The 25,360-nt window shown below is 56.6% G+C and carries 21 protein-coding genes; 10 read left to right on the forward strand and 11 right to left on the reverse strand.

What is annotated here, in order from left to right; translation table 11 throughout:
* Positions 1 to 25: 25 nt before the first annotated feature.
* The 3 genes from C7123_RS06245 to C7123_RS06255 are packed head-to-tail and all read left to right on the forward strand — an operon-like array spanning position 26 to position 2,922.
* Complete coding sequence (locus C7123_RS06245) at positions 26 to 217, forward strand: hypothetical protein (protein ID WP_037984151.1); 192 nt, start codon at positions 26 to 28, stop codon at positions 215 to 217.
* 47 nt (positions 218 to 264) lie between these two features.
* Positions 265 to 1,464 carry a TMEM43 family protein gene (locus tag C7123_RS06250; RefSeq protein ID WP_069176169.1) on the forward strand — a complete coding sequence of 400 codons (1,200 nt, stop codon included), beginning with the start codon at positions 265 to 267 and terminating at the stop codon, positions 1,462 to 1,464.
* Between the two features lie 18 nt (positions 1,465 to 1,482).
* Positions 1,483 to 2,922, forward strand: a complete 1,440-nt coding sequence (locus tag C7123_RS06255; RefSeq protein ID WP_069176170.1) for a bifunctional metallophosphatase/5'-nucleotidase — start codon at positions 1,483 to 1,485, stop codon at positions 2,920 to 2,922.
* Between the two features lie 212 nt (positions 2,923 to 3,134).
* Here the strand turns inward: C7123_RS06255 and C7123_RS06260 are convergent, their stop codons facing one another.
* Entirely contained in the window at positions 3,135 to 3,605 is a 471-nt protein-coding gene (locus C7123_RS06260) for a hypothetical protein (protein ID WP_069176171.1), read from the reverse strand.
* A gap of 15 nt (positions 3,606 to 3,620) precedes the next feature.
* On the reverse strand, positions 3,621 to 4,835 hold the full coding sequence (locus C7123_RS06265) for a C1 family peptidase (protein ID WP_394365887.1): 1,215 nt from the start codon (positions 4,833 to 4,835) through the stop codon (positions 3,621 to 3,623).
* Between the two features lie 308 nt (positions 4,836 to 5,143).
* Between C7123_RS06265 and C7123_RS06270 the strand changes: the two genes are divergently transcribed.
* From C7123_RS06270 to C7123_RS06285, 4 genes are all read left to right on the forward strand, one after another.
* Positions 5,144 to 5,959 carry a DUF481 domain-containing protein gene (locus tag C7123_RS06270; RefSeq protein WP_083206992.1) on the forward strand — a complete coding sequence of 272 codons (816 nt, stop codon included), beginning with the start codon at positions 5,144 to 5,146 and terminating at the stop codon, positions 5,957 to 5,959.
* A gap of 177 nt (positions 5,960 to 6,136) precedes the next feature.
* Positions 6,137 to 7,432 carry a phosphoribosylamine--glycine ligase gene (gene purD, locus C7123_RS06275; RefSeq protein ID WP_069176172.1) on the forward strand — a complete coding sequence of 432 codons (1,296 nt, stop codon included), beginning with the start codon at positions 6,137 to 6,139 and terminating at the stop codon, positions 7,430 to 7,432.
* A 217-nt stretch (positions 7,433 to 7,649) separates the two neighbouring features.
* Positions 7,650 to 8,534: a DUF6427 family protein gene (locus C7123_RS06280; RefSeq protein WP_159049854.1), complete on the forward strand. Its 885-nt coding sequence runs from the start codon at positions 7,650 to 7,652 to the stop codon at positions 8,532 to 8,534.
* On the forward strand, positions 8,522 to 8,968 hold the full coding sequence (locus C7123_RS06285) for a YqaA family protein (protein ID WP_037984325.1): 447 nt from the start codon (positions 8,522 to 8,524) through the stop codon (positions 8,966 to 8,968). Before C7123_RS06280 ends, C7123_RS06285 begins: the two co-directional genes overlap by 13 nt.
* A 768-nt stretch (positions 8,969 to 9,736) precedes the next feature.
* Here C7123_RS06285 and C7123_RS06290 read toward each other — a convergent pair.
* The 6 genes from C7123_RS06290 to C7123_RS06315 form a co-directional block, all read right to left on the reverse strand.
* On the reverse strand, positions 9,737 to 12,559 hold the full coding sequence (locus tag C7123_RS06290) for a M16 family metallopeptidase (protein ID WP_069176173.1): 2,823 nt from the start codon (positions 12,557 to 12,559) through the stop codon (positions 9,737 to 9,739).
* Positions 12,560 to 12,863: 304 nt separating this feature from the next.
* Positions 12,864 to 14,411 carry a YifB family Mg chelatase-like AAA ATPase gene (locus tag C7123_RS06295; RefSeq protein ID WP_069176174.1) on the reverse strand — a complete coding sequence of 516 codons (1,548 nt, stop codon included), beginning with the start codon at positions 14,409 to 14,411 and terminating at the stop codon, positions 12,864 to 12,866.
* Between the two features lie 80 nt (positions 14,412 to 14,491).
* Positions 14,492 to 15,439 (reverse strand): magnesium/cobalt transporter CorA, encoded by a 948-nt coding sequence (corA, locus tag C7123_RS06300; protein ID WP_069176175.1) that lies wholly within the window; start codon positions 15,437 to 15,439, stop codon positions 14,492 to 14,494.
* Positions 15,440 to 15,501: 62 nt separating this feature from the next.
* Complete coding sequence (gene rsmA / locus C7123_RS06305) at positions 15,502 to 16,311, reverse strand: 16S rRNA (adenine(1518)-N(6)/adenine(1519)-N(6))-dimethyltransferase RsmA (RefSeq protein ID WP_069176176.1); 810 nt, start codon at positions 16,309 to 16,311, stop codon at positions 15,502 to 15,504.
* A 393-nt stretch (positions 16,312 to 16,704) separates the two neighbouring features.
* Complete coding sequence (locus C7123_RS06310) at positions 16,705 to 17,415, reverse strand: precorrin-2 C(20)-methyltransferase (RefSeq protein WP_069176177.1); 711 nt, start codon at positions 17,413 to 17,415, stop codon at positions 16,705 to 16,707.
* A 68-nt stretch (positions 17,416 to 17,483) separates the two neighbouring features.
* A complete protein-coding gene (locus C7123_RS06315) occupies positions 17,484 to 18,134 on the reverse strand; it encodes a hypothetical protein (protein ID WP_159049855.1) in 651 nt (216 codons plus the stop codon).
* A 169-nt stretch (positions 18,135 to 18,303) separates the two neighbouring features.
* Here C7123_RS06315 and C7123_RS06320 point away from each other — a divergent pair, with 169 nt between their 5' ends.
* The 3 genes from C7123_RS06320 (at position 18,304) to C7123_RS06330 (ending at position 21,365) form a co-directional block, all read left to right on the forward strand.
* Positions 18,304 to 18,630, forward strand: coding sequence for a hypothetical protein (locus tag C7123_RS06320; RefSeq protein ID WP_037984174.1), 327 nt, complete (start codon positions 18,304 to 18,306; stop codon positions 18,628 to 18,630).
* 93 nt (positions 18,631 to 18,723) lie between these two features.
* Positions 18,724 to 20,883, forward strand: coding sequence for a TonB-dependent receptor (locus C7123_RS06325; RefSeq protein ID WP_069176179.1), 2,160 nt, complete (start codon positions 18,724 to 18,726; stop codon positions 20,881 to 20,883).
* Positions 20,880 to 21,365, forward strand: a complete 486-nt coding sequence (locus C7123_RS06330) for a DUF4625 domain-containing protein (RefSeq protein WP_069176180.1) — start codon at positions 20,880 to 20,882, stop codon at positions 21,363 to 21,365. The genes C7123_RS06325 and C7123_RS06330 overlap by 4 nt, the downstream gene beginning before the upstream one ends.
* An 818-nt stretch (positions 21,366 to 22,183) precedes the next feature.
* Here C7123_RS06330 and meaB read toward each other — a convergent pair.
* From meaB to C7123_RS06345, 3 genes are all read right to left on the reverse strand, one after another.
* Entirely contained in the window at positions 22,184 to 23,278 is a 1,095-nt protein-coding gene (gene meaB, locus C7123_RS06335) for a methylmalonyl Co-A mutase-associated GTPase MeaB (RefSeq protein WP_069176181.1), read from the reverse strand.
* A 125-nt stretch (positions 23,279 to 23,403) separates the two neighbouring features.
* Complete coding sequence (locus tag C7123_RS06340) at positions 23,404 to 24,732, reverse strand: DUF1573 domain-containing protein (RefSeq protein ID WP_069176182.1); 1,329 nt, start codon at positions 24,730 to 24,732, stop codon at positions 23,404 to 23,406.
* Between the two features lie 100 nt (positions 24,733 to 24,832).
* The gene (locus C7123_RS06345) at positions 24,833 to 25,234 is read right to left on the reverse strand and encodes a DUF1573 domain-containing protein (RefSeq protein WP_037979600.1); all 402 of its coding nucleotides are present in this window, start codon (positions 25,232 to 25,234) and stop codon (positions 24,833 to 24,835) included.
* Positions 25,235 to 25,360: the final 126 nt, after the last annotated feature.

The raw sequence follows: 25,360 nt of genomic DNA on the forward strand, positions 1-25,360 counted from the left end.
CCCTCGAAATCAAGACACGGTTACGATGGAAACGGAAAAGATGAGCAGAGAAGATTTGGTGATGCGAGCTAAGCGACTGGATCGCTATTGCGAGTTGCTCATTGAGCAATGCGACAATTGGCTGGCAGCTCCGGATTATGAATACAAGGAGACGCTGTGGGGACAAAAAGGGGTGGCACGGAAACGGGGCGAACCCTCGGATCAAAAGCCGAAATGATGCGGGGAGAAGGGAGACAGACCATACATTTTTAATCTATACGAATCATGGCTTATACTGAGACAACAAGCACGAGCTACGGCCAACGCCTGGCCGGCTCAGCGAAGGGAATGATCGGCGGGCTGATGATGTTCATCATCGGCACATGCCTACTGTGGTGGAACGAGGGACGGACGGTGAGAACGGCCAAGGCCATCGGCGATGCGGCATCGCACGTGGAGTCTGTGGCGGACGTCTCGAGGGTCGACGCCTCGCTCAACGGCAAGCTGATCCATGCGTCAGCCTTTGCCGACACGAAGGACACGCTCACGGACGACCTTTTCGGCGTGCGCGAGCAGGCTATAAAGCTTGACCGCAAGGTGGAGTATTACCAGTGGGTGGAGCACTCACAGAGGAAAAAGCGCGATAAGGTCGGCGGCGGTGAGGAGACGATCACGACGTACACCTACGAGCAGGAGTGGGTCAAGAAGCCGGTCAACTCGAGTAACTTCAAGGAGTCGCGATATCGGAACGCCAACCGGGTGTTGAGCGAGGTGGAGGAGCGCAACGAGATGGCGCAGCACGTGACGTTCGGGGCCTACACGCTGCCCGAGTCGTTCGTCGCATCGATCAGTGGTAGCGAGCCCGTCGAGGTGCGCATGACGGAGGAGCAACGCTTTACGTGGAATGAGCGGCTACATATGCTCAGGCCGAAGGTGAATACTGAGACGTCGTTAGTGCACACGAGCGCGAACACGGTCTACTTGGGACTCTCGCCCAACAGTCCGCAGGTCGGTGACGTACGCGTGACCTTCACCAAGGTGCCACCGGCGGACATCTCGCTGATCGCCCAGGTGGACGGCTCGACGTTCAAGGCTTACAGGGCCAAGAACGGGCAGAGCTTCTCGCGGTTGCAGATGGGTACGGTGAGCGCGGACGAGATGATCGAGCAGGCTCGGTCAGAGAACAACATGTTGACCTGGGTGCTGCGTCTGGTGGGTGTACTGCTCATCGTGATCGGCCTGAAGGGCATGTTCGGATTGCTGCCGATGCTGTTTAAGGTGCTGCCGTTCTTGGGTAGCATAGTCGATGCCGGTGTGGGGCTGGTCAGCTGGATATTAGGGCTGGCGTGGTCATTTATCATCATCGCCATCGCATGGCTTGTCTTCCGGCCGATCATTGGCATCTCGCTGCTTGTGCTGGCCATTGCGGGCATCGTGTTCCTGAAGCGCCGTGGAAAGAAGAACGAAGAGAAACAACCTGCATAAACCCTATAAACCATTCATATGAAACGCTATTGCATCTCCCTATTGGCTGTGCTGACGCTGTCAGCATCGGCCCAGACGAAAGAGTTTACGATTCTGGCCACGAACGATATGCACGCGGCGGTGGAGAACTTCTCCCGCTTTGCGGCCATCGTGGACAGTGTGCGCGAGTTGCACCCCGACCTGCTGCTGCTCTCAGGCGGCGACAATCGCACGGGCAACCCGATCAACGACATGTATCCCATCACGGGCTATCCCATGGTGGCGCTGATGAACCGCATCGGCTTCGACCTCTCGGCCGTCGGGAATCATGAGTTCGACTCCAAGCTCGACGGCTTTCGCGAGCTGATCAACCTCTCCAACTTTCGCTACGTATGCGCCAACATGTATCCCAACGATACGCTCCGGCTGCACATCGAGCCATACAAGTTCTTCGAGCGCGATGGCATCCGCTTCTGTATCCTCGGGTTCATACAGGTCAATCGCAACGGCATTCCAGACGCTCACCCGGACGCCATGCGGGGCATCACCTTCCGCTATCCCAACGACGTGGCGCCGGAATACAAATGGCTGCGTGACCGCTGCGACGTACTGATCCTGCTTACTCACAACGGCTATGAGGCGGACATAGAGTTGGCCAAGGTCTTCCCCGAGGCTGACCTCATCGTCGGTGGACACTCGCACACGCCGCTCGAGGGCAACCATCTGCACAGCGGCGTGCTGATCACGCAGGCGGGCAAGAAGCTGACGAACGTCACCGAGATCAAGCTGAAGCTGCAAGACGGTAAGGTCATCGACAAGCAGGCGCACCTGATCCGCATCGCTGACTGCCCCCGCATCGATACGGCCATTCAGGCGATGGTCGATAAGTTCAGCGACAACCCCTTCCTCAACCGTGTGCTGACGCAGGTGCCTAACGGATTCTCCTCGAAGCAGGAGCTGGGCTGCATGATGGCCGACGCGCAACGTGCCACCACGGGTGCCGACATTGCCATACAGAACTGCGGCGGTGTGCGCTACGAGACGCTCCCCAAGGGAGGCATGACGGTGGGCGATGTGCTCCGACTCGATCCCTTCGGCAACGAGATGATGATCTTCAACCTCACCGGCGCCGAGGTCAAGGAGCTGCTGAAGGCTATCTGCCGCGCTGACGACTACGGCCCCGCCTACGTCTCCGGCATCACGTATCAGATCGACCTGGGCCGCACGAATCGCGAGGTGAAGGCCATCAAGGTGAGGAATGAGAAGGGCGGCAAGTTCGACGAGAATCGCACCTACAAGGTGGCCGTCAACAGCTATGTGGCCTCCGTGGCCGACTATAAGCGCGGCGATAAGGACGGCACAAACCTGCACGTCAAGTCGGCCGACGAGATCATGAAGTACCTCGAGCAGCACCCCTCGATCGACTACAAGGGTGCTGTCCGTCGCACTTACACGGGCGGTGAGGACATGGAGAAATGAACGAGTAAAAACGGTCGTCCTAACGCGCTGTTGGTCGTGAAAAGAATGGAACGACCGAATACAAGAAGGGGCCTCCTCTTGGTGAGGAGACCCCTTCTACTTTTTGTATGCTTGTCTGTTGAGGGCTTACCCCAACCTTCTTTTCTTCCCTTGATGAAAGAAAAGAAGCAAAAGAAGATCAAGGCGCCAGGGGCGCCAGCCAAGTTGGCTAACTACATGATGTCGGGCGTCCCCTCTGTCGGAGCCGCCACACCATCGCCACCATTGTCCGTGATGTTCACGATGCGATCTACCACGTAGCGCGAATAGCCGCGCCAGGGCAGGGCACCGAGATACTCCGTGTAGTGCAGCTCGACGGTCTGGCCTCCGGCGTTCATCAGCTGTTCGGCCACCTCTTTGTCAGAGACGGAGAAAACGAACTCGTTCGACTGGAAGCCGCCCGTATCCGCCGGACGAATGCCGGCCTGAATCAGTCTTCCCTCGTAGGTCTTGAACACGATGCCTTTATAGACAACGTAATTCAGTCGGCCCGACTTCATGCCCGTGGCAAACGGGAAGTAGTAATAGAATCCGCCCACGATCAGTAAGGCGATCAGCACGATCGGCACAGCGACACGGAGCATTCGGCGCAGCTTGCGACGACGCTCTTCGGCGCGTTCCACTTTATCAACTAACGTCTGCATATGCGAGTGAGGGCTTTATTTGATTCCCAGTTTCGTGCGCAACGCCTTGGGCAGCGCGTCCTTGTGTACGGCGATGTTGATCGTCTTGTAGGCTACGAATGCCTCCGTAACGTACCAGATGCCTTTATACTTCGTGTCCGTGCCCCAGGAGTTCTTCACCATGTAATACTTACGACCCGTCTGATCCTTGGCGATGCCATAGATGAGCATGCCGTGGTCGTCCGTGGTTTGGAAGTTGTCGTAGGCCTGCTGGCGCAGCTCCTGCGTGACCTTGATCTCCTTGCAACCCGGGGCCTCGATCATCTTGCGCAGCTCCTCGTCCTTGGCCGAGCGAGAGAGGCCTACCCAACGCGCCTGATCAGAACCGGAGGTCTCGAGCGCCTTCACGTCGGCTGCGATGCCGATCCCATCGCGGGTGAAGCCCTTTTCGCTCACGTCGGTGCCCCAAGCGAGCGTATAGCCGGAGTTGATGGCGTTGTCGATCACCTCCATCAGTTCGTTGATAGGCACATTGTAGCTCTCTGACCAGCGCCAGTTATCCTCGATCTCGAGTGGGAACTGGGTGTAGAAGGGGTGGTGCGTGAAGGAGGTCAGTGAGACGTAGTCGTCGAAGTTCAGGCCCAGCGATTCGCCGTAGCTCTTGGGGGTGTACTGCTTGCCTTTGTAGGTGAACTTCTCGGGGATCTTGCCCAGATAGGCGTCGATCAGGGCGTCGAAGCCCTGCCTCCAGACGGGCGAGAGCTTGCCATTCTTGTTACCCACGACGGCTTTGACGTAGGCGGTGGCGATCTCCGCCAGCTCGTTGTGCACGTGGCTGTCCTCGCCATACTCGAGGCCGGTGTAGAGTTCGTTCGGCATAGCGCCGTAGTGCTTGAAGGCGTAGAGCACATCGTAGAACGATCCGCCCTGGGCGAAGTTCAGCATGCCATGCAGGCGCACATACTTGTCTGCCTTGTCCTTGTAAGAGTGGTTGACGATGAACATCTCCGAGAGGTCCACCTCGCCCTTGCCCGTGCGGAGCAGCTCAGACTCGATAAAGCCTACGCCGGAGAACGACCAGCACGTGCCCGTGCGGTTCTGGTTCTTAATCGGTGTAATCTTCAGCTCCTTGACGGTGGTAAACTGTAGGCCTTCGGTCTTGGCCTCGTCCTTCTTTGCATCCTGTGCATACGTTGCTGTGAGGGCCGTCATCATGACGCCCACGCCAGCCATAGTAATCCATCTTCTCATGTTATCTATCTGTACTTTTTATGATTGGTGCGCAAATATAGACAGTGCGACCAGAGGCGAAAGCGCAGCGACGAATCGGCGGCCGGTTCAGGGGGCTATTCGCAGCGCTCGAAAGTGAAAAGCCATGATTTTCGGCCCCACGCGCAACGCAGGGAGCAAAAAAGGGTCTCTTTCGGAGCCCTGCGCAACGCAGGGAGTGAAAAACAGCGCGTTTCGGTCCGTGCGATACGCGGCGGGTGCCTCGATCATTGATTTCGGTTTATGTGAGACCTTTGCGGCAGTTTCATCACGCGTAACACCCCTTCCTTATGAAATCGACAACGACCCGCAACCTGCTGCGACGCCGCGCCTTTCTCTTCACCCTCTTCCTCCTCTCCGTCGCCCTCTCCCTGCAAGCCCAGATGCTCTTCTCGGAAAACATGACGATGAAGATCGACAGCAGCAAGCCCATCCAAGGCACATTCTCCGCCATGGTCAACTTCAAGACCGAACACGAGGAACTTTTTGAGGTCAAGACCTTCTCAAACCTCAACATTCTGCTCGGGCGTCGCCATGTGATCAACCTCATGGGGCGCTTTGAATTCACCACCTATGGCAGCAAGATCACTGTAGACGAGGGCGATCTGCATGCCGAGTACCGCTACCTGTTGCAGCCCTCTTTTGAGGTCTATCCCTACGTCGAGGCCCAGTGGGCAGGCACGCGCGGTCTGATTCGCAAAGTATCGACCGGTGTACAGGCGCGCTATCGGCCGATTAATACTGAGCACAGCCTGATGTTCCTCACTACCGCGCTTTTTTATGAAGCCGAGGACTGGAAAAACCTCTCCGGCGACACCCTTAGCCCTCCGTACGGCTACAACCGCAACATCCGCCTCCATCTCTCGACCAGTTATCGCCATCGTCTCAGCGACAAATGGGAGATCACTGCCACAGCCATCCATCAGGCCAATCCACGTTATTACTTCAGCCGCGCACGCTTCGGAGGTGCCTTGGATCTGAAGTTTCACCTCTCGAAAGTCGTTGGACTGCGCGGCACGTACCGATTCATCTACGACACCTCGCCCGTAGTCCCTATGCGCAAGATGTTGACCTTCACGAACGCCTTCCTCGACATTGCGTTTTGAATGCGTCAGGTGCCGCAAGCTGAGGACTGGAAACGCCGATCGAGGCGAGACTTCCGACTTTCGTTTTCTGCCTTTCGTTTTTTCGTTTCCACCCCCGCCTATCTTTGTCGCCCATTTTTCAGCCTCAGAGAGGCCATACATATATAGATACACCCACAACCCCTACATCACACCACAATGACGGACAAGAAAGGATTACATCTGTTGCTGATCGGATCTGGCGGGCGCGAGCATGCGTTGGCCTGGAAAATGGCGCAAAGTCCGCGCCTCGGTAAGCTCTTTATTGCGCCCGGAAACGCCGGTACGGCCCATCTGGGTACGAATGTCAACCTGCCTACAGGAGATTTCGAGGCGCTCGGGCGCTTCGTGGAGGCGGAGCGGATAGACCTGATCGTCGTCGGGCCCGAAGATCCGCTCGTGGCGGGCATCGCGGACTACTTTGACAGCGATCGTGCGCCGCGGCGCGTGCCCGTGATAGGCCCGAAGTGCGCCGGCGCACAGCTCGAGGGCAGCAAGGATTTCGCCAAGGCCTTCATGCGTCGGCACAACATCCCCACGGCACACTACCGCAGCTTCACGGCCGACGAATTGGACGTCGCAGAGCTCTATCTGGCCACCCTTCGCCCGCCCTACGTGCTCAAGGCCGACGGATTGGCCGCGGGAAAAGGCGTATTGATTGTCGAGTCGCTCCATGATGCCCGCGAAGGACTCCGACGTATGCTCCACGGACAGTTTGGGGCCGCCAGTCGCACGGTTGTGATTGAGGAATACCTCGATGGTATCGAGTGCTCCGTTTTTGTGCTGACCGATGGCGACGGATACTTCATCTTACCCGAGGCGAAGGACTACAAACGAGTCGGCGAGGGCAATACGGGGCTCAACACGGGGGGCATGGGTGCCGTGTCTCCCGTCTCGTTTGCCAATGAGGAGTTCATGCGTAAGGTGGACGAAAAAATCATCCGTCCCACGCTGAAGGGACTTTCCGCTGAGGGCATTGACTATCGCGGATTCATCTTCTTTGGACTCATCAACGTCCAGGGCGAACCGATGGTGATAGAATACAACTGTCGGATGGGCGATCCGGAAACGGAGGTCGTGATGCCGCGTCTGATGAACGATCTCTTGGAATTATTTGAGGCTACGGCCCACCGTCGATTGCAGGACTATACGCCCAAGATCGACCCGCGGGCAGCCACGACCGTCATGCTGACCAGCGGCGGATACCCCGAGGCCTACGAAAAGGGCAAAACGATCTCCGGATTAGACGACCCGCGGCTGGATGGTGCCATCGTCTTTCACGCCGGCACTTCGGTCGGCTCCGATGGTGCGATTGTCACCTCAGGCGGGCGAGTCATAGCCGTCTCAGCCCTGGCTGACACGGTCGAGGAGGCCCTCCGACGGTCTTATCGTGGCGCCGAAGCCATCACGTTCGAGAAAAAATACTACCGCCGAGACATCGGCTTCGATCTCTAAAATACAAGTCCGGGGGGAGCAGCTACTCCCCCTCTTTTTTTGATTCACCCATAGCTTTATACCCCCAATGGAAACGGCAGGAAGGCGACGAAAACCACAGAGTAGGCTGCGGCGCGCGATTAAAATGGATGTCACGAGCATCCCTAACCTTTTGCTTTCAGCGGCAGTATGTCTGTTGTGCTGGATGATGGGTTATACCTATTCGGCAGGATATCCGGTGGCCACGAGGCCCGAAAATTTGCCCACCTGGCAGTCCCTCATCGGCCTATTGCCCGATCGCCTGACGACTTACGTCATCGGGGCCTCGCTCTATGCCTTGGTGGCTGGAATCGTGCAGCGCATTAACTACAAATACATCATCGTGCGCGGTCGGCGAGCCCTTCCAGCCCTCTTTTTCTTCCTCTTTGTCAGCACCAACCTCGACACGTTTCCCTTGAGGCCCGTCTCCCTCAGTTTGATCGGCTTAACGTTAGCCTTGAGTCAGCTTTTGAGATCTTGGCAACGGCCCGACGATATCGGGAGGACCTTTAATATCTCCGTTTGCCTATCGCTGGGAGCCCTCGTCTGGCCCCACATGGTGTGGTTCATACCGCTCTTTTGGTATGGCATGTATCGTTTCGGATCCTTGTCAGCTCGCGGACTGCTGACGTCCGTCTTGGGCCTCCTGACGGTGTTCGGGTTTGTCTTCGCCTGGTGCCTTTGGCAAAACGACTACCGCCTGCCTCAAGCCTTCTATAACGCCCTCGCAACGCCCGATGTCCCCTTTCTCCATGCTGTCTTTGAGCCCAATTGGATCAGTTCGCTGTGTGTCGTTTGCCTCGTCATCGTCACCAGCATATACCTCTCGCTGCACAACACGGAAAATTCAGTTCGCACACGCCAAAACCTATCCTTCTTATCCGTCTTCGTCGGCTGGGCCTTCACTTTACTATGCGTCTATGCTAACGACGCGCCCGATATTTTGTGTGTACTCTATGTCCCAGCTTCTATTTTGGTTGCCTATTTCTTCTCAGACAAGCGCAACCTGCTGACGTATCTCTTTTACATACTTATCCTCACCTTTCTGGTCTATCTGCTCCTCACACGGCTATGGACATCCTAATCAGTTATGGATATATCGGCGTTTTCATCGCTTCCTTCCTTGCGGCAACGGTCTTGCCGTTTAGTTCGGAGGTAGTCCTAACGGGCGTCTTGCTTGCCGGCGGCTCCTATTGGCCTTGCATGGTGGCGGCAACACTCGGAAACACGCTCGGAGGCATGACCTGCTACGCTTTGGGTCGTCTCGGCAAAATAGAATGGATCAAAAAATACCTCCGACTCGACATTACACGTCTCCAACGAGTTCAGCATTGGATTGAAGGCCGTGGATCGTGGACAGCCTTTTTTGTCTTCACTCCCGGGGTAGGCGATTTTATTGCCGTAGCACTTGGCTTCCTTCGTGCACGCATTGGCCCCGTCATTTTTTGGATGCTCATCGGCAAAGCCCTCCGTTATTGGGTCTGGATGGAGCTCGTGTATAAGGTGCAGGGCAACTGAATATGAATCCTTGACCATCAATAGGTCATGATCTGCGATTGATGATCAAAAGAAGGCATCAAGATACACCGCAGGTCATATACCTATATATAAATGTACCCGGGTAGGGGCGTATTGCATACGCCCCACAAATGTCCCCACAGGGGACAAACAAATAGCCCTATACGAAGCGATAGGCCGATGTGCCGTTTTGTTCTAACCCCATAAAGACCCGAATTATTTATATCAAACAATTTTCGATCTATCCCGAGATCGTTTGTGGGGCGTATGCAATACGCCCCTACCCTACCGGATGAAAAAAGAAGGTCTCAAAATGCTTTTGAGGTGCTTTTTGAGGCTCAAAATCGAGTCAAAATACTTTTGCGGTGCTTTTTGAGGCTCAAAATGGAGTCAAAATACTTTTGTGGTGCTTTTTGAGACTCAAAATCGAGTCAAAATACTTTTGCGGTTCTTTTTGAGGCTCAAAATGGAGTCCAAATGCTTTTGAAGTGCTTTTTGAGGCTCAAAATCGAGTTCAAATGCTTTTGAGGTGCTTTTTGAGGCTCAAAATCGAATCAAAATGTTTTTGAGGTATTTTTTGAGGCTAAAAATGGAGTCCAAATGTTTTTGAGGTACTTTTTGAGGCTCAAAATGAGGTGAAAGTGTTTTTGATGTCTATCTTTTGCGGAAGATGGGAGATAAAGAAACGGCCGGGCACCTTCTTTTGAGGCATCCGGCCGTTAAGCAAACGTTTTGAGTCCTACTTAGGGTTCAAAACGCAGTTGTGAACTATTTGCTGCTCATCGAAACTTCGATGCGGTTGCCTTGAGAGAGCAGTTGGTTGGCAAAATCGCGGACAGATTCGATGGTCAGGGCGTTGACCTTCTTCTCGTAGTCGGCATTGAGATCAATGCCAAAGACGAGGTAACGCCATGTGGCGCGAAGGGTGTAGCCGTTTTCCTTGAGGTTGTCGGCGTGCTGTTTGAGCATATATTCTTTGACTTTGGACAGCATCACGGCGTCCGGACCGGTCTTGCGCATACGCTCGGACACCTGATTCATGGCGTTGGTCAACTCCACGCGACGATCGGGGGCGCAATCGTATTGGAATTGGAGGCTAAAGCCTTCCGTGGGCAGCTTCTGCGCATTGCTGCTGACACTTACGCCATACGTGCCGCCTAACTTCTCGCGAATTTTATCGACAAACTCCATGTTGAACAGCTGTTCGAGGGCAGAAAGAAGGATCAAGTTGTCCGCCGTATAGGCCATATCGCCAGAGTAATAGATGGAGGTTGTTGCCTTCTCCGTTTCGAGCTGACGGGAGAAATGATTTTCGAACTGACCTTTACGAACCGGCAAATAATCCTTATTAAAGGCCTTCGAAGGTTTGCCATTCGAGGGCAGCGAGGCTACGTATTGCTCCACAAGTGGGCGAAGAGTGGCTTCGTCGACATTACCTACGAAGGTAAATGTGTAATCTGCTGCATTAGCAAGTCGAGCACGGAAAAGATCGAGCAATTTATCGTAATTGACCGCATCAATCTCCTTTACGGTCGGAATGCGCATGAGCGGATTGTCTTTATAGATGGCCATCATCACGGAATCATTGAAAGCATAATCTGGATTGTTGGCCAACATGGGTAAAATGCCCTTGAGACGGGTTGCGAGGGCCGCGTAAGCCGTTTCGTCTTTTCGTACGGCCGTAAATTGCAGGTAGAGCAGCTGCATGAGCGTTTCCAGATCCTTCACGCTACTCCTGCCGCCCACGGATTGATTGTATTCGCTGATCGAGGCACTCACGTCGGCATTCTTTCCGGCCAAAACCTTCTTCAGGTCTGTCGCACTAAACTTTCCGAGTCCGCCCACGGACGATGCGTCATCCATCAACTTCTGCTCCGCCGCGTAACGGGGATCCATGAGCGACTTACCTCCGTAAGCAAATCCTGCGAGGAGGATCTCGTCTTTTTTGAAGTCCGTTTTTTTCACAGCCACCCTTGCGCCATTGGATAAAGTCCAAACGGTGACGCCGCGATCTGTCAATTTTTCCTCTTTAGTGATCTTTCCTTTGTTGGGAAGGGTTGCGATAAGGGGCTCATTGATCGATTTATCGGCGTAAGCCGTTAAGTGCTCACCGTCAACCTGTGCGATAATTTTTCGGATCCTATCCGGCGTTGGGTAAGTGGGGCGTTGCTCTTCATTGCCCATCAAGACGACGGCGCGATTGTTGTCCGAAATAAATTCCGCAGCCAATTGATTGATGGCCTCCAAAGGAACCGAGGGGACGACCTGCGACATGATTTGATAGTATTCCTCGAGCGACGGAATGGGCTCCCCGAGCAGGAAGTGCTCCACATATTGCTGCACGTAATAGTTGTTCTTTTGCTTGTCTCGCTCGTTGTAGAGCTTTTCGATGTCGCTGAGCCAATCGGCCTTCGCGCGCTCATATTCGCTGGGGGTAAAACCAAAATCGTGCACTCGTTTGGCTTCGCGAAGAAGGGTCAAGAGGGTCGTGTCGGCCTGCCCCGGTTTAATGACGCCCGCCAACTGCATGGCATCCGTCGTAGCCACGCCAAAAAAGGATCCATTGCTCGCTCGAGCATATGCAAAAGGCGGATTTTGGTTCTGCATCATCTCTTGAAATCGATCCGTCAACATCCTGTCGATCATATCCGTAGCGAAATCGTAAACGAGATAATCGATCACCGTTTTTTGCTCTTTGGGAAGGGCGTCACGCTTATAAGAGACCATAAAATAACCCGTGGGCTGCTCCTTATCCGTCACCACGGCTACGGCAGGCGCTTCGTTATCAGGTATTTTTTCGTACACACGCTCGGCGGGGTTCACCGGTTTGGGAATACTGCCAAAAATGCGCTTCACGTCTTTCTCGACCTGCTCGGCATCGAAATCTCCGACGATGATAATGGCCTGGAGGTCCGGACGATACCATTTATGATAGTAGTCGCGCAACTCCTTCGGCTTAAAATGATCCACGACGCTCATCAAGCCAATCGGCATGCGCTCGGCGTATTTACTTCCGGCAAAGATGACTGGCGCGATAGAGTCGATCAAACGCGACGAGGCACTGCGACGTGTCCGCCACTCCTCGTGGATTACTTTTCGCTCCTTGTCGATATCCTTGTCACGCAGAAAGAGTGAATTTGACCAGTCGTGAAGGATCAGCAGACACGAATCGACAGCGCCACGGCGGTCCGTAGGCACGTCATCAATGTTATACACCGTTTCGTCCATTCCCGTATAGGCGTTAAGGTTTCTCCCAAATTTCACACCGATTGTTTCGAGATAGGAGATGATTCCGCTGCCCGTTTGATCCTCTGGAAAGTGTTTGGAACCGTGGAAAGCCATGTGTTCGAGGAAGTGGGCCAATCCGCGCTGGTTCTCCTCTTCAAGAATCGACCCCACGCGTTGCACGATGTAGAAGTTCGCCCTGTTTTCGGGCAATTTGTTAGCACGGATGTAGTAAGTCAATCCGTTTTCGAGGTGTCCGATGCGCACCTGTTTGTCCACCGGAACAGTGGGCATTTGCTGCGCCTTTGTAGCCGTAAAGCAAAGCACGGCCAGTCCCAGCAGCATGTGTTTGAATTGCATTTTCATTCTATATAAATGTTGATTTAACGCGGGCAAAGATATACGCCCCTCTGAGGGGACAAGGTTAATCTTGTGTTAGATTTAAGCTCACGTCGCAAGGAGGCGAAGAGATGAATGAGGTGTATTCAAATCGGGGCATGCCACTTCGGCTCACTCCGCAATTCCCATTGCGGTCGAAAAAAGCACCTCAGGCCACGCGGCAACTTCTATCGGAATCGTAAAAAGGACCTCCGGAATGTCCGAAAATAAGAACGGGCGTGAACCGAGGGGTTCCGCCCGTTTTGAACACGATGGGATATGAATTTTCGCCTTACCCGACACTTTCGCCCCATGTGCCGCGATCGAGCGTACGGTATCCGATAGCCTCGGAGATATGCTCGGGACGAATGTCGGACGACGCGTCGAGGTCGGCTATCGTTCGGGCCACTTTCAGGATCCGATCATAGGCGCGAGCTGAAAGATTCAGCCGTTCCATGGCCCGCTTGAGTCGGGCAAGGCTCTCCGCGTCGGGCACGGCATAACGGTGCAGCATGCGGGAGCTCATTTGCGCGTTGCAATAGATGCCGTCCTCATCGACATAGCGCTGCTGCTGAATTTCGCGCGCCCGAACGACCCGCACACGAACATCTGAAGAAGGTTCCGATGGACGTTGCTCGGAGATCTTTTCGAAAGGCACGGGAACAATTTCCACCTGTATGTCAATGCGATCGAGCAGCGGACCGGATATTCGATTCATGTATTTACGCACCGCTCCGGAAGTGCAGACACAAGGACGCGTTGGGTGATTGTAATAACCGCAGGGACAAGGATTCATCGAGGCTACGAGCATGAAGCTGGCCGGATAATCGACAGATAAGCGGGCTCGTGAGATGTGTATGTTGCGGTCTTCGAGAGGTTGGCGGAGCACCTCGAGCACGTTGCGATTAAATTCGGGCAATTCGTCGAGAAAGAGTACCCCATTATGCGCCAAACTGATCTCACCGGGTTGCGGAAATGACCCTCCGCCCACCATCGCCACGTCCGAGATGGTGTGATGGGGTGCACGAAAAGGGCGCTGGGCCAAAAGCCCCGTCCCAGCTCCTGTCTTACCGGCCACGGAGTGTATCTTGGTCGTCTCAAGTGCTTCCTGAAGCGTAGGCGGGGGTAAAATCGACGGCAGACGCTTAGCGAGCATGGATTTCCCACTTCCCGGCGGTCCCACCATGATTAAATTATGTCCGCCCGCAGCTGCCACCTCTAAGGCACGCTTGACGCTCTCTTGCCCACGAACATCGGCAAAGTCGAGGTCGAAATGTTGTTGGCTGAAGAACTCCGCGTAGGTGTCGATCACCGTTGGCTCCAGCTTGCGTTCGCCGGCAAAGAACTCCACCACCTCGCGAATGTTATTCACGCCGTATACGGTCAGTCCCTCCGTCACAGCCGCTTCGCGAGCGTTCTGCTGAGGCAAGATGATGCCCTCAAATCCTTCCTCGCGGGCCTTTAAGGCAATCGGTAAGGCTCCGCGAATGGGCATGAGGCTACCGTCGAGTGATAGCTCTCCCATAAGCAAATAGCGATCGAGCAATCCGTCAGTCTTGAGCTCCCCGGACGCAGCCAAAATGCCGATGGCGAGAGGCAGATCGTAGGCCGATCCTTCTTTTTTGATGTCGGCGGGAGCCATGTTAATCACAATGCGATGACGAGGGAAGGGATAGCCATTCACTTGCAGGGCAGAAACGATGCGTTCGTGGCTTTCGCGTACAGCCACGTCGGGCAATCCGACGAGGAAGAACTGTATGCCTTTCGTACAACTAACTTCGATGGTAATGATGGTGGCGGAAATGCCGTATACGGCTGCCGAAAAGGTTTTAATGAGCATGAGTGAGTGGAATAGGGGGATAAAGGTGGTTAGGACGTGTATAGAGTGTATGCGAGACTACGCGCCAAACGGAACGGCCGTCAGAACCATTTCTTCCGCTTGAAGTACCAGAGGATGCCGATCACGCCGCAGATCATAAGCACGATGGCAAACGGATAGCCGAACTTCCACTCCAGCTCGGGCATGAACTTGAAGTTCATCCCGTAGATGCTGGCTACGAGCGTGGGTGGCATGAAGACGACGGAGACGATGGTGAAGATCTTAATGATCTTGTTCTGCTGGATGTTGACGAGGCCCAGGAACGTGTCCTGCATGTACTCCAGACGATCGAAACTGAAGCGCAGGTGCTCGAAAAGCGAGTTGATGTCCTTGATGAGGATGCTCATCTTGGCCTTGGCGTCGGCGGGGATGAGGATGCTCTTGATCATGTTGGAGCAGACGCGCTGCTTGTCGACGATGTTTTCGCGGATGATCATCGTGCGCTCTTGCAGCTCTTTGATGGCGATGAGGATGGCGTTGTCGACGTCCTCTTCGGATTTGAGGTGGCTGCTCAGTTCGGTGATCTCACGGGTGAGATCCTCGATGAGGTCGGCGTCGTAGTCGACTCGGGTCTCGAGCAGTGTGGTGAGCACGTGGTAGCCCGTGGGATAGCTGCGGGGGCTGGCGAAGAGCTTGCGCATGGTGTCGTTGAACGAGGGGAGCTCTTGGCTGCGTACGGAGACGAGGGTGTTATCCTTGATGATGAACGAGACCGTCTCCTCCTCGAAGTTTGACAGCAGGAAGCGCGAGTTGGCCACGAGCGAGTTCTCGGTCTCCATGTAGCGCGAACTGATCTCGATCTCTTCCATTTCTTCCTCCTCTTGGATGTAGATCTTGAGGAACTGCTCGAGGCGACTTTCGGCCTCTTCGGGCACGTCGTTGAGGTCGATCCAGAGCAGGTTCTCGCGGGGTGCCCGTTTCAGCACCTCGATGTCCTTCGATAGTTTCAGGCGATTGTCTTCACGATAGAAAATGCGAATCTCTGACATGTGAATAAGTTGTTAGAGGGGTGAGAAGAATGTTTGAACTGGGGGTGGGGCGGCTTAGTCGCTTAGATCGCGCCGTCTGCGGCTGCGTGGGTGCGCTGGAGGTACGCCTCGGTGAGGTGGGTGAGATGGATGAAGTCGTCCAGCGTGAGTTGCTCGGCGCGGAGGCTGAAGAGGCGGTCGTCGCGGCCCTCGAAAGTGCGTCCGAGCAGGGGTTCGAGGGCGTTACGGAGTGTCTTGCGACGGCGGTTGAAGGCCGTCTTGACGACCGTCTTGTACAGCCGTTCGTCGCAGCCAAGCTCCTGCCGATCGTTGCGTGTCAATCGCACCACGGCGCTCTGCACCTTGGGCGGCGGATTGAAGGCCGAGGGGGGGACGGTGAAGAGGTATTCCACCTCGTACCACGGCTGAATGAGCGCCGAGAGGATGCCTGCCGTGCGGGTGGCGGGTCGTGCAGCCAGTCGTTCGGCCACCTCCTTTTGGATCATGCCCGAGCAACACACCACGCGGTCGCGCTCCTCGAGCACTTTGAAGAAGATCTGGCTCGATATGTAATAGGGATAGTTGCCGATCACCATGAAGTCCGACGGGTAGCGTGTGCGGAGGTCCATTTGCAGGAAATCCTCATCCAGGATGCGCCCCTCCAGGGCCGGATAATGGGTGCGGAGGAAGCTGATCGATGCGGGATCGATCTCGACTACCGAGAGGTCGTGGCCGGCAGCCAGCAAGTGGCGCGTCAGCACGCCCGTCCCCGGCCCCACCTCCAGCACAGGCCGCCCGCGGTAGTCGGCCAGCGTGTCGGCTATGCGCGCCGCGATGGAATCATCTATGAGGAAATGTTGGCCCAGCGCCTTTTTCGGTCGGATCGTCGTCATCGTGTTCGTATTTATAATGAATGCCGCAAAGGTAAAGAGGGATTAGAGGCGGTCGGTAACAAAGATCGGCCCCCGTGTGTGGGAGTGTGAGGCCTTTCGCACGGCAGAACAGGCCCGAAAGAGGTCGTTGGGTCGGCTATCTGGGCCAACAATGCCCTTTTGATGGCGCCTTTTTGTGTGAAATGAACTTCGACAAGCCCGCTTCCTGAGTCAGAAATCGGCATTGTTCACCAGCAAAGCATTTTCCTGACCCAGGAATCAGCATTGCTCGCCAACAAAGCATTTTCCTGACCCAGAAAAGGGCATTGTTGGCCAACAAAGCACTTTCCTGACCCAGAAATTGGCTTTGTCCGTCAGCAATGCCCTTTTCTGCCCCAGGATGCAACCGCTGCGTCACCCCCGACGGACGATCAGCAGCGAGAAGTACGGGAAACGGCGCTCGAGGATGGCGTCGCGACGGCAGCTGTAGAACGCCCTCTCCGCGTCGGCGCCGGCGTGCTCGAAATAATGGAAGGCCACGCCGTCGGGGGCCTGCGCGAGGGCCTCCTTGACGGCCGGGGCATAGCGCGAGGGCTTCATCAGCACCACGCTACGCCCCGCAGCCACACGGCCGAGCAGCTCGTCGGCCGAAGCGAGGGTAGTCAGTACGTCCGTCTCCTCCGTCTGCTCGGCAATAACGACGCCTTCCGACGCTGCACAGGCCACAAAGGCGGGTATGCCGGCGATGCGTTCCGTCGAGAGTCCCCGCTCAGCAAGCAGTGCGCTGACGTAGCCCGACGAGGAGTAGAAGCCCGCATCTCCCTCGGCCGTGACGGCCACCCGACGCCCCTCGGCACATTCGGCCGCGATCCGCTCGACGGCCGCGCCATAGTCCGCCAGCGCCGCCGCTCGGTCGTCGCGCATGGCGACGGGGAACGGTCGGATGGCCGCCAGGTCGATATCGAGTGCGCGAAGGATGTCGGCCGCGCGAGAGGCGAGTGAGCCGTCGGGCTGGACGGTGGCAGGGCAATAGATGGCGTCGGCCTGGCGCAGTCGGCGTAGGCCTTTGAGGGTGATCAGCTCGGGGTCGCCCGGTCCGAGCGAGATGATGGAGATGGGGTGCATAACGGGGGGATGAGTTAGGGGTAATGAAAGGGAGAGACGTACCGATCCATCGTGCAGGAGAGGCGTCGCTACCTGTTTGAAGGCCGCAAATGTAAGGGCGAGGCTTGTGGTTGCTTCAACCGAGCGGCATCCAATACACTGACTCCTCCCTCTTCAAACTCGATGGCTCCGGAACTGCAAACCCGCTCTTTGAACCGACGCTTTGCTTTTTCCGTGAGGGGAAGCAGACCCACCATCACCCGGTTCTTTTCTGAATCAATTCCGCTGCCGGTCCATCCCAGCTCGCGGCACAAGGCCTCGTCTTCAAACGGAATCCCCAAGCTGTCATTCAATGCGACCAGTTCATTGTAAGCGTAGTCGCAGCGTTGGACAATCACATTATTGCTCTTCGTACGCACCCGTACTTCATCGAGATAAGCGTCGGGATCTCCTTTCACAAGCACCACCGCATGACCCTCTGCATCGTAATATCCCCCACCATAAAAGTCGGGAAGCCTTGGATGGATACCCATACCTGCCGAGCGGATTTGTGTGCCTCCGGAATCCACAAGGGGCATTTCCGCCTCAAAAGAAGCATCCAGATTGTCAAAAATCTCCATGGCGGACAATGTGGGGAAGTCCTTCTGTCCGTCGCTTTTTTTGTTCAAAGTCTTCTCTGTGCAGGCTGATGACAGACAAACAGCAAGCAAGAAAAGTCCATTCAATAAATACGTTTTCATATCGATCATCTTTATCGTGTAAGAATCAGGCCAAATATCCATGATTTGATGCAGTACAGGGAGGCAATCAATGCATTCACTGAGATTTTGCCCTTTCTTTGCCGCCGCTCTGGGAAAAAAGGGGGGCTTATCCCCCCAGGATCCATGCAGAGAGAGAACGAGAACGACAGTGAAGACGAGTTTACAAGGCAGAATACGGATCGCATGGTTGCTACTGGCAACGCTCATGCCCTTCTTCGCGGTGAAGGCTATCCATCACCACGAGGTCGTGCCGTCGGCCATCTGTCAGACGACGGACGCCGGGCAGTCGCAGTCAGCCTGCGGCGACGACAGCTGCCCCATCTGCCACTTCTCCCTCGAACCCTTCACCCCGGGCGAGAGCCTCACACTCTCCGTCACCCTTTCTTACACCCATCACGAACCGGGCACCCTCCGCGAGCCGCTCTTTGGCCAGCCCGTCGCTTCGTACAACCTCCGGGCACCGCCCGCCTGCTGAATCTCCACCCCCAGAGGCGCATCCATCGTTCGACGGAGGCGCGGGGCACGTATTTCAGCCATTCATTATCCATTCATTTTTTAAGCAGAATACATGCGTATCCAACTCCTTTCGGGTACGCTGGGCATACTGTTCGCAGGGGCCATTCATGCGCAGCAGTCGGCCGATTCGGTTCGTACGGTAGCACTCGACGAGGTCGTTGTCTCGGAGAGTTACCGCACGCGGCAGGAGAAGCTGACGGCGCTGCCCGTCGATGTGGTGCGTAAGGACTTCCTTTCGCGCCATTTCTCGGGCAATTTGGTGCAGACCCTCGAACAAATACCCGGCGTGCATTCGATGGATATCGGTGCGGGATTCTCCAAGCCCGTCATTCGCGGACTGGGGTTCAATCGCATTGCGGTATCCGAAAACGGCATCAAACAGGAAGGCCAGCAGTGGGGCAGTGACCACGGGCTGGAGATCGACGCCTTCAATATCGACGAAGTGCGCGTCCGTAAAGGGCCTGCATCGCTCCTCTTCGGTAGCGATGCGATGGGCGGCGTGATTGAGGTATTGCCTCCCGTGACGCCCATCCTGAACGGACTGGCGGGCGAGGCGGTGTTGCTCGGCAAGACGGTCAACGGCACGCTGGGCGGATCGCTCATGCTGGGCTGGAAGCGCGGCGCATGGTACGTCAAGGGGCGTTATTCGGAGCAGCGATACGGCGACTATCGGGTTCCCACGGACACGGTCGTCTACCTGACGCAAAAGATGCCCGTCTACGGGCGGCGACTCAAGAACACGGCTGGCGTGGAACGTAACGCATCGCTCTTCTCGGCCTACGCTCGCGGCCATTACCGCATGAACGTGGCCCTGAGTAATGCCTACCAGAAGATGGGCTTCTTCGCCGGTGCACACGGCGTGCCCGACTTGGCCCGTGTGCAGGACGACGGTGATTCGCGCAACATCGACCTGCCCTTTAGCCGCGTCAACCACCTCAAGCTGACTACCCACCAGGAGCTTTTCGGCGAGCGCTTCATCTTCTCCGGCGACTTCGGTTGGCAATACAACCACCGCGAGGAGTGGAGCGCCTTCCACACCCACTATGACACGCAGCCCCTGCCCGAGCGTGACCCTGACAAGGAGCTGGAGTTCCGACTCCACACCCTCAGTGCTTCGCTCCGACTCCGGCTGCTGCCCTCCACCACGTGGGAGCACACCGTGGGGCTTGACGCCCAAGCGCAGCGCAACGACATCGGCGGATACACCTTCCTGCTGCCTGAATACCGACGCCTCACCACGGGGGCCTACTGGCTCACGATGTATCGGCCCAGCAATCGCTTCATGGTGAGCGGTGGCGCGCGTTACGACTTGGGACGTGTACGCGTGGCGGCCTCTACGGATCCTTACCTCGCGGAGTACCTCCGTCGGCAGGGGTATGAGGAGGAGAAGGTCAAGGCGTACGAGCAGCGGAGCGTGGGTGCCGATCGCACGTATGGCGACTACTCGCTCTCGGCAGGCATCGTCTGGAATCCTATGCCGCAGCACCTCGTGAAGGTGAACCTCGGCCGCAGCTTCCGTCTGCCCGGCGCGAATGAGTTAGCCTCTAACGGCGTCCATCATGGCACTTTCCGTCATGAGCAGGGCGACCCCTCGCTCGGCTCCGAGCGCGGATGGCAGTTGGACGCCTCGTACAGCTTTCGCCGCGGGGCACTGGAGCTGACCGTCTCGCCCTTCCTCAGCCTCTTTGACAATTACATCTACCTGCGCCCCACGGGCGAGTGGTCCGTCTTGCCACACGCCGGACAGATCTATCGCTACACCGGTGCGCGAGTTGTCTTTGCCGGAGGCGAGGTGACCTGCGACGTGCCTCTGCCGGCCAACCTGAGCTATCGCCTGGCCGGCGAGTATGTCTACACCCGCAACCGGGATGAGCGCACGGCATTGAGCTTCTCGCCCCCCGCCTCCATGCGCAACACGCTGACGTGGGAGCGTGGCCGCGTGCGCCTCTACGCCGAGTGGCAGGCCATTGCCAGCCAGCGGCGCATCGCCCGGAACGAGGACGAGACGCCTGGGGCCAACCTGCTCCACGTCGGCGGCAGCCTCCGCCTGCATGCCCTCGGTACGCACGTGGAGGTGGCGCTTGATGCCCGAAATGTGTTCGATACGAAGTATTACAACCACTTGAGTTTTTATCGGAAAGTGGAGATCCCCGAACCGGGTCGAAACTTCCAATTATCCATCAAAATCCCCTTTAATCAACATTCAAAATGAAAGCGAAGATTTTTTCCGCAGCCGCGCTCTGCCTCTTGGCCGTGAGCGCCGTCCTTTTCACCGCCTGTGAGAAGGAGAATTCTGATGTAACGAAGCCTGTGATCAAGCTCGAAGAGCCTGAGAACGGCGACAGCCTCCTGATCGGTGACACGCATGGTGTCCATCTGGAGATGGATCTTTCGGACGACGTGATGCTGAAGTCGTACAAGATCGATGTGCACAACAACTTCGATGGCCATAGCCACACGCGTGCAGGAGATGGTACGACGCCCTTCAGCTTCAAGAAGGAGTACGATCTCACGGGCAAGCGTGAGGCGCACATCCATCATCACGACATCAAGATCCCGGCTACTGCTACGCCGGGCAAGTATCACCTGATGATCTATTGCACGGACGAGGCCGGTAACGAGTCTTACGTGGCTCGCGACGTCGTGCTCAGCAAGACGGCTAAGCCGCACGACCACCACGACGATCACGATTGATCGCCCCTCCTCGCGCCCATCCGTGGGTGTTGTTCCGAGAGCCCCTCTGCCCCATTCCCGCGGGTGGAGGGGCTTATGTTTTTAGTGGCGAATCAGAAGCGGATTGAGACGTGAGTTCGATCGTCATGCGGCACGACGGCGTCTCAATGGGCATTTTGGTCTCGTCATGCGGCACGACGGCGTCTCAATGACCATTTTGGTCTCGTCATGCGACACGACGGCGTCTCAACGGCCATTTTGGTCTCGTCATGCGACACGATGGCGTCTCAACGGCCATTTTGGTCTCGTCATGCGACACGATGGCGTCTCAACGGCCATTTTGGCCTCATCATGCGACATGATGGTGTCTCAATGGCCATTTTGGTCTCATCATGCGACACGACGGCGTCTCAATGGCCATTTTGACCTCATCATGCGACATGACGGCGCCTCAATGGCCATTTTGGTCTCGTCATGCGGCACGACGGCGTCTCAACGGCCATTTTGGTCTCGTCATGCGACATGCCAGCGTCACTTTTGACCCAGCGGCCCCGTCATGCGGCATGCCAGCGTTACTTTTGATCCAGCGGAGGCGTCATGCGGCATGCCAGCGTTACTTTTGATCCAGCGGAGGCGTCATGCGGCATGCCAGCGTCACTTTTGATCCAGCGGAGGCGTCATGCGGCATGACGAGGCTTTCAGATTCTGAGTGAATGATGATTCTCCTCTACACTCCCCCCTGTGAGGTATGGGCATAAAAAGCGCGCAGGCAAGGAGAAACCGGATGCGTTCTCCTCGCCTGCGCTCGATGTATGACCGGGGGATTCTCCCCGCCGTTTTTAGTTTTTCGTTGTTCCCTTCAGGAAGATGTCCATCATCTCCTTGGCGGCTACGAAGGAGCTGATCTCGTTGTGCAGCACCTGTTGTTCGACGATGGGCAGGCGCTCCTCGATGCCGGGGTGGCGATAGAAGGCGTCGCGGAGCATGTCGTGGATGCTCTCGTACATCCAGTATTTGGCCTGACGGTTACGCTTACGGTCGAAGTAGCCGTTCTGCTTGGTGAAGGCGATGTATTCGTCGATCATGGCCCAGACCTCGTCGATGCCGAGGCCGTAATAGCCGGAGTAGGTGAGCACTTTGGGGAACCAGCCGGACTCCGTCGGGGGGAAGAGGTGAAGGGCGTTGCGGAAGTGGCCCGCGGCCATCTCGGCACGGCGGATGTTGTCACCGTCGGCCTTGTTGATGACGATACCGTCGGCCATCTCCATGATGCCGCGCTTGATACCTTGCAGCTCGTCGCCCGTTCCGGCCAGCTGGATGAGCAGGAAGAAGTCGACCATCGAATGGACGGCTGTCTCACTCTGGCCCACGCCGACGGTCTCGACGAAGACGGTGTCGAAGCCTGCGGCCTCACAGAGGATGATCGTCTCACGCGTTTTACGAGCCACGCCACCTAAGGAGCCGGCCGTGGGGGAGGGTCGGATGAAGGCGTTCTTCTCGCGCGCCAAGGCTTCCATGCGGGTCTTGTCGCCCAGGATACTGCCCTTCGAGCGTTCGCTACTGGGGTCGATGGCCAGTACGGCCAGCTTATGGCCGCGCTTGAGGACGTGCATGCCGAAGACGTCGATCGAGGTGCTCTTGCCGGCACCTGGTACGCCCGTGATGCCGATGCGGACGGAGTGTCCGGTGTGTGGCAGGCAGTGCTCGATGATCTCTTGGGCCTGCTGTTGGTGTTCGTGGCGGGAGCTCTCGACCAGTGTGACGGCCTGGCTGAGGATGGAGGTGTCACCGCGGAGGATGCCTTCGACAAACTCCGTGGTGGTGAATCTGCGCGGGCGTCGGGCCGTGAGGTAGGGACTGACAGTCGGCGCGTAAGAGGTGCCGCTGTTCACCTTCAGCCCTTTGTATTTCTCGTCGTTCTCAGGATGATTCATGTGTGTCAGTGATTATATGAGTGGGGGGGATGAGGAGTAGTGAGAGGGTGGTAGTTAGGGGTAGCGGGAAATAGTGGGTTCTACGCTTGAATCCCCTCGACTACTTCCTACTACCCGCTAACAACTTATTCTGCCTTGATGCGCACGATGCGCACTGGGCCTTGAGGATCGTTGCAGACGATGTAGAGCTCGGTTGCACCCTTATACGCTTTGTCCTTCAGGGCAAAGGTGAGCGTCATCGATTCGCGTGGGCGAAGCTCCTTTTTCTTGTTGCCGCTCACCTTGACCCACGATGCGTCGCAGGTGATGCTGTGAAAGACAAGGGGGGCGTGGCCCGTGTTGGTTATGGTCAGCTGTTGCTTCGTAGCGCCCTTCTTGGCGCTGAAGTCGATGACGGTGGCGGAGAGTGAGAGCGCTGGCCCTGCGTCCTTATCGGCTTGCGAGAGGGTGCTGAAGTCGTCCACCACGTTCACGGCCACGGGGATCTCCCGCGAGGCGATCTCGCGGCCTTTGGCGTCCTCAGACTTCCAGACCAAATAGCCCTCGGTGCGGCCCTTGCTATGGATGGCCTTGGCGTCGACGGTCACCTTGATGCGTTCCGCCTTGTGCGGTGCCAGCAGTCGGGGGGCATCTACGTGCACATAGGCGGGCAGATGACTGAAGGAGAGCCGAACGTCTTCGTCCGAGAGGTTCTCGATCCATACCTCTTGCGAGGCGATCTCGCGCTCACGGAGCAGGTAGAAGTCGAAGCGGCGCTGCTGGGTGCCGATCCGCCCGATGGTGTCGGGGAAGAGGATCTTCTGGCTGCGTGCCTTGGCGATCACTTCGCCGGTGATGGTCAGCTTGTGGCGGCCACCTTTGGCGTCGGAGTAGACGGTGATGTTCTTACGGAAGGGGCCGGGGCGGTCGGTGGGATCGTAGGTGATGACCACGTCGCCTATGCCACCGACGGGGATCGGTGTGCGTGTCCACTCCGGTTCGGCGCAGCCGCAGGACGACTGCACGTGGGAGATGTTCAGCGGCGCCGTTCCGGTGTTCTTGATGCGAAAGACGTGCATTGCAAAGCCGTCTTCCTCCTTGATCTTACCGAAGTCGAAGGTCCACTGGTCGGGCGAGAAGTCGGCCATCGGCTGCTTGGGGGCGTTCGGGTTGGGCTTCACGCTGCCCTTGATGACGAGTGCGGTGGCCTCGGATGAGGCACTACTGAGCACATCGATGAGGATGCTGAAGTCGCCCGAATGGCCCGCGGGATTGTAGGTCACCTCCAGGCGAGCCGTCTGTCCGGGTGCGATGGGCGTCCGGGACCAGCGGGTGATGACGCTACGGTTGGCGCAGGTGACGCGTTGCAGCTCCAGCGGCGCCTGTCCGTCGTTGCGCAGAATGAAGTCGTGCTTGACGGCGCCTTTCTTCTCGTCGATGCGTCCGAAGTCGTGAACCGTCTGGCCTATAAACAATTTTGCCTCTTTCTGGGCAGCTGAGTACTGCCACAGAAAGAGACATCCAATTGTCACCAGTAAACTAAGTGCGCGGTGAGGTTTACCGATCATCCCTGTCTCAGGAGTTTTGTATGACATTACCGCGGATGGTCAGCACATAGTTGCCTCCGTCGGCTTTACCATTGCTGTAGACTGAGATGGTCTTGACGAACTTACCGGGGCGTCCAGCGGGGTTGTAGGTCACTTTGATCTGTCCCGTCTTACCCGGAGCGATCGGTTCCTTGGTCCATTCCGGTGTAGTACAGCCGCAAGAGGCTACGACACGCGAGATAACCAGCGGCAGCTCGCCGTTGTTCATCACCGTAAAGACATGGCTGGCGGGGCCGGCCGATTCTTTGATGTCACCAAAGTCAAACGTCGCACTGCCTGTAGCTGTGATCGACGCGCTCTTCTCTTGAGCCGAGAGAGCTCCTGCCGTCATCATTAAGATGGCTGTCAATACAAATAAGATACGTTTCATTTCTGTCGAATGATTAATAGTAAATACCGGCCGCAAAAGTAGTACGCAAGGGGAGAGTAGCAAGCTGGCGCCCCAGCCACGGCCAGCTCATCCGCCAGCAACGACAAGCTCGCGCGCCAGCAGGAT

It is taken from the genome of Tannerella serpentiformis (assembly GCF_003033925.1).
Taxonomy (GTDB): Bacteria; Bacteroidota; Bacteroidia; order Bacteroidales; family Tannerellaceae; genus Tannerella; species Tannerella serpentiformis.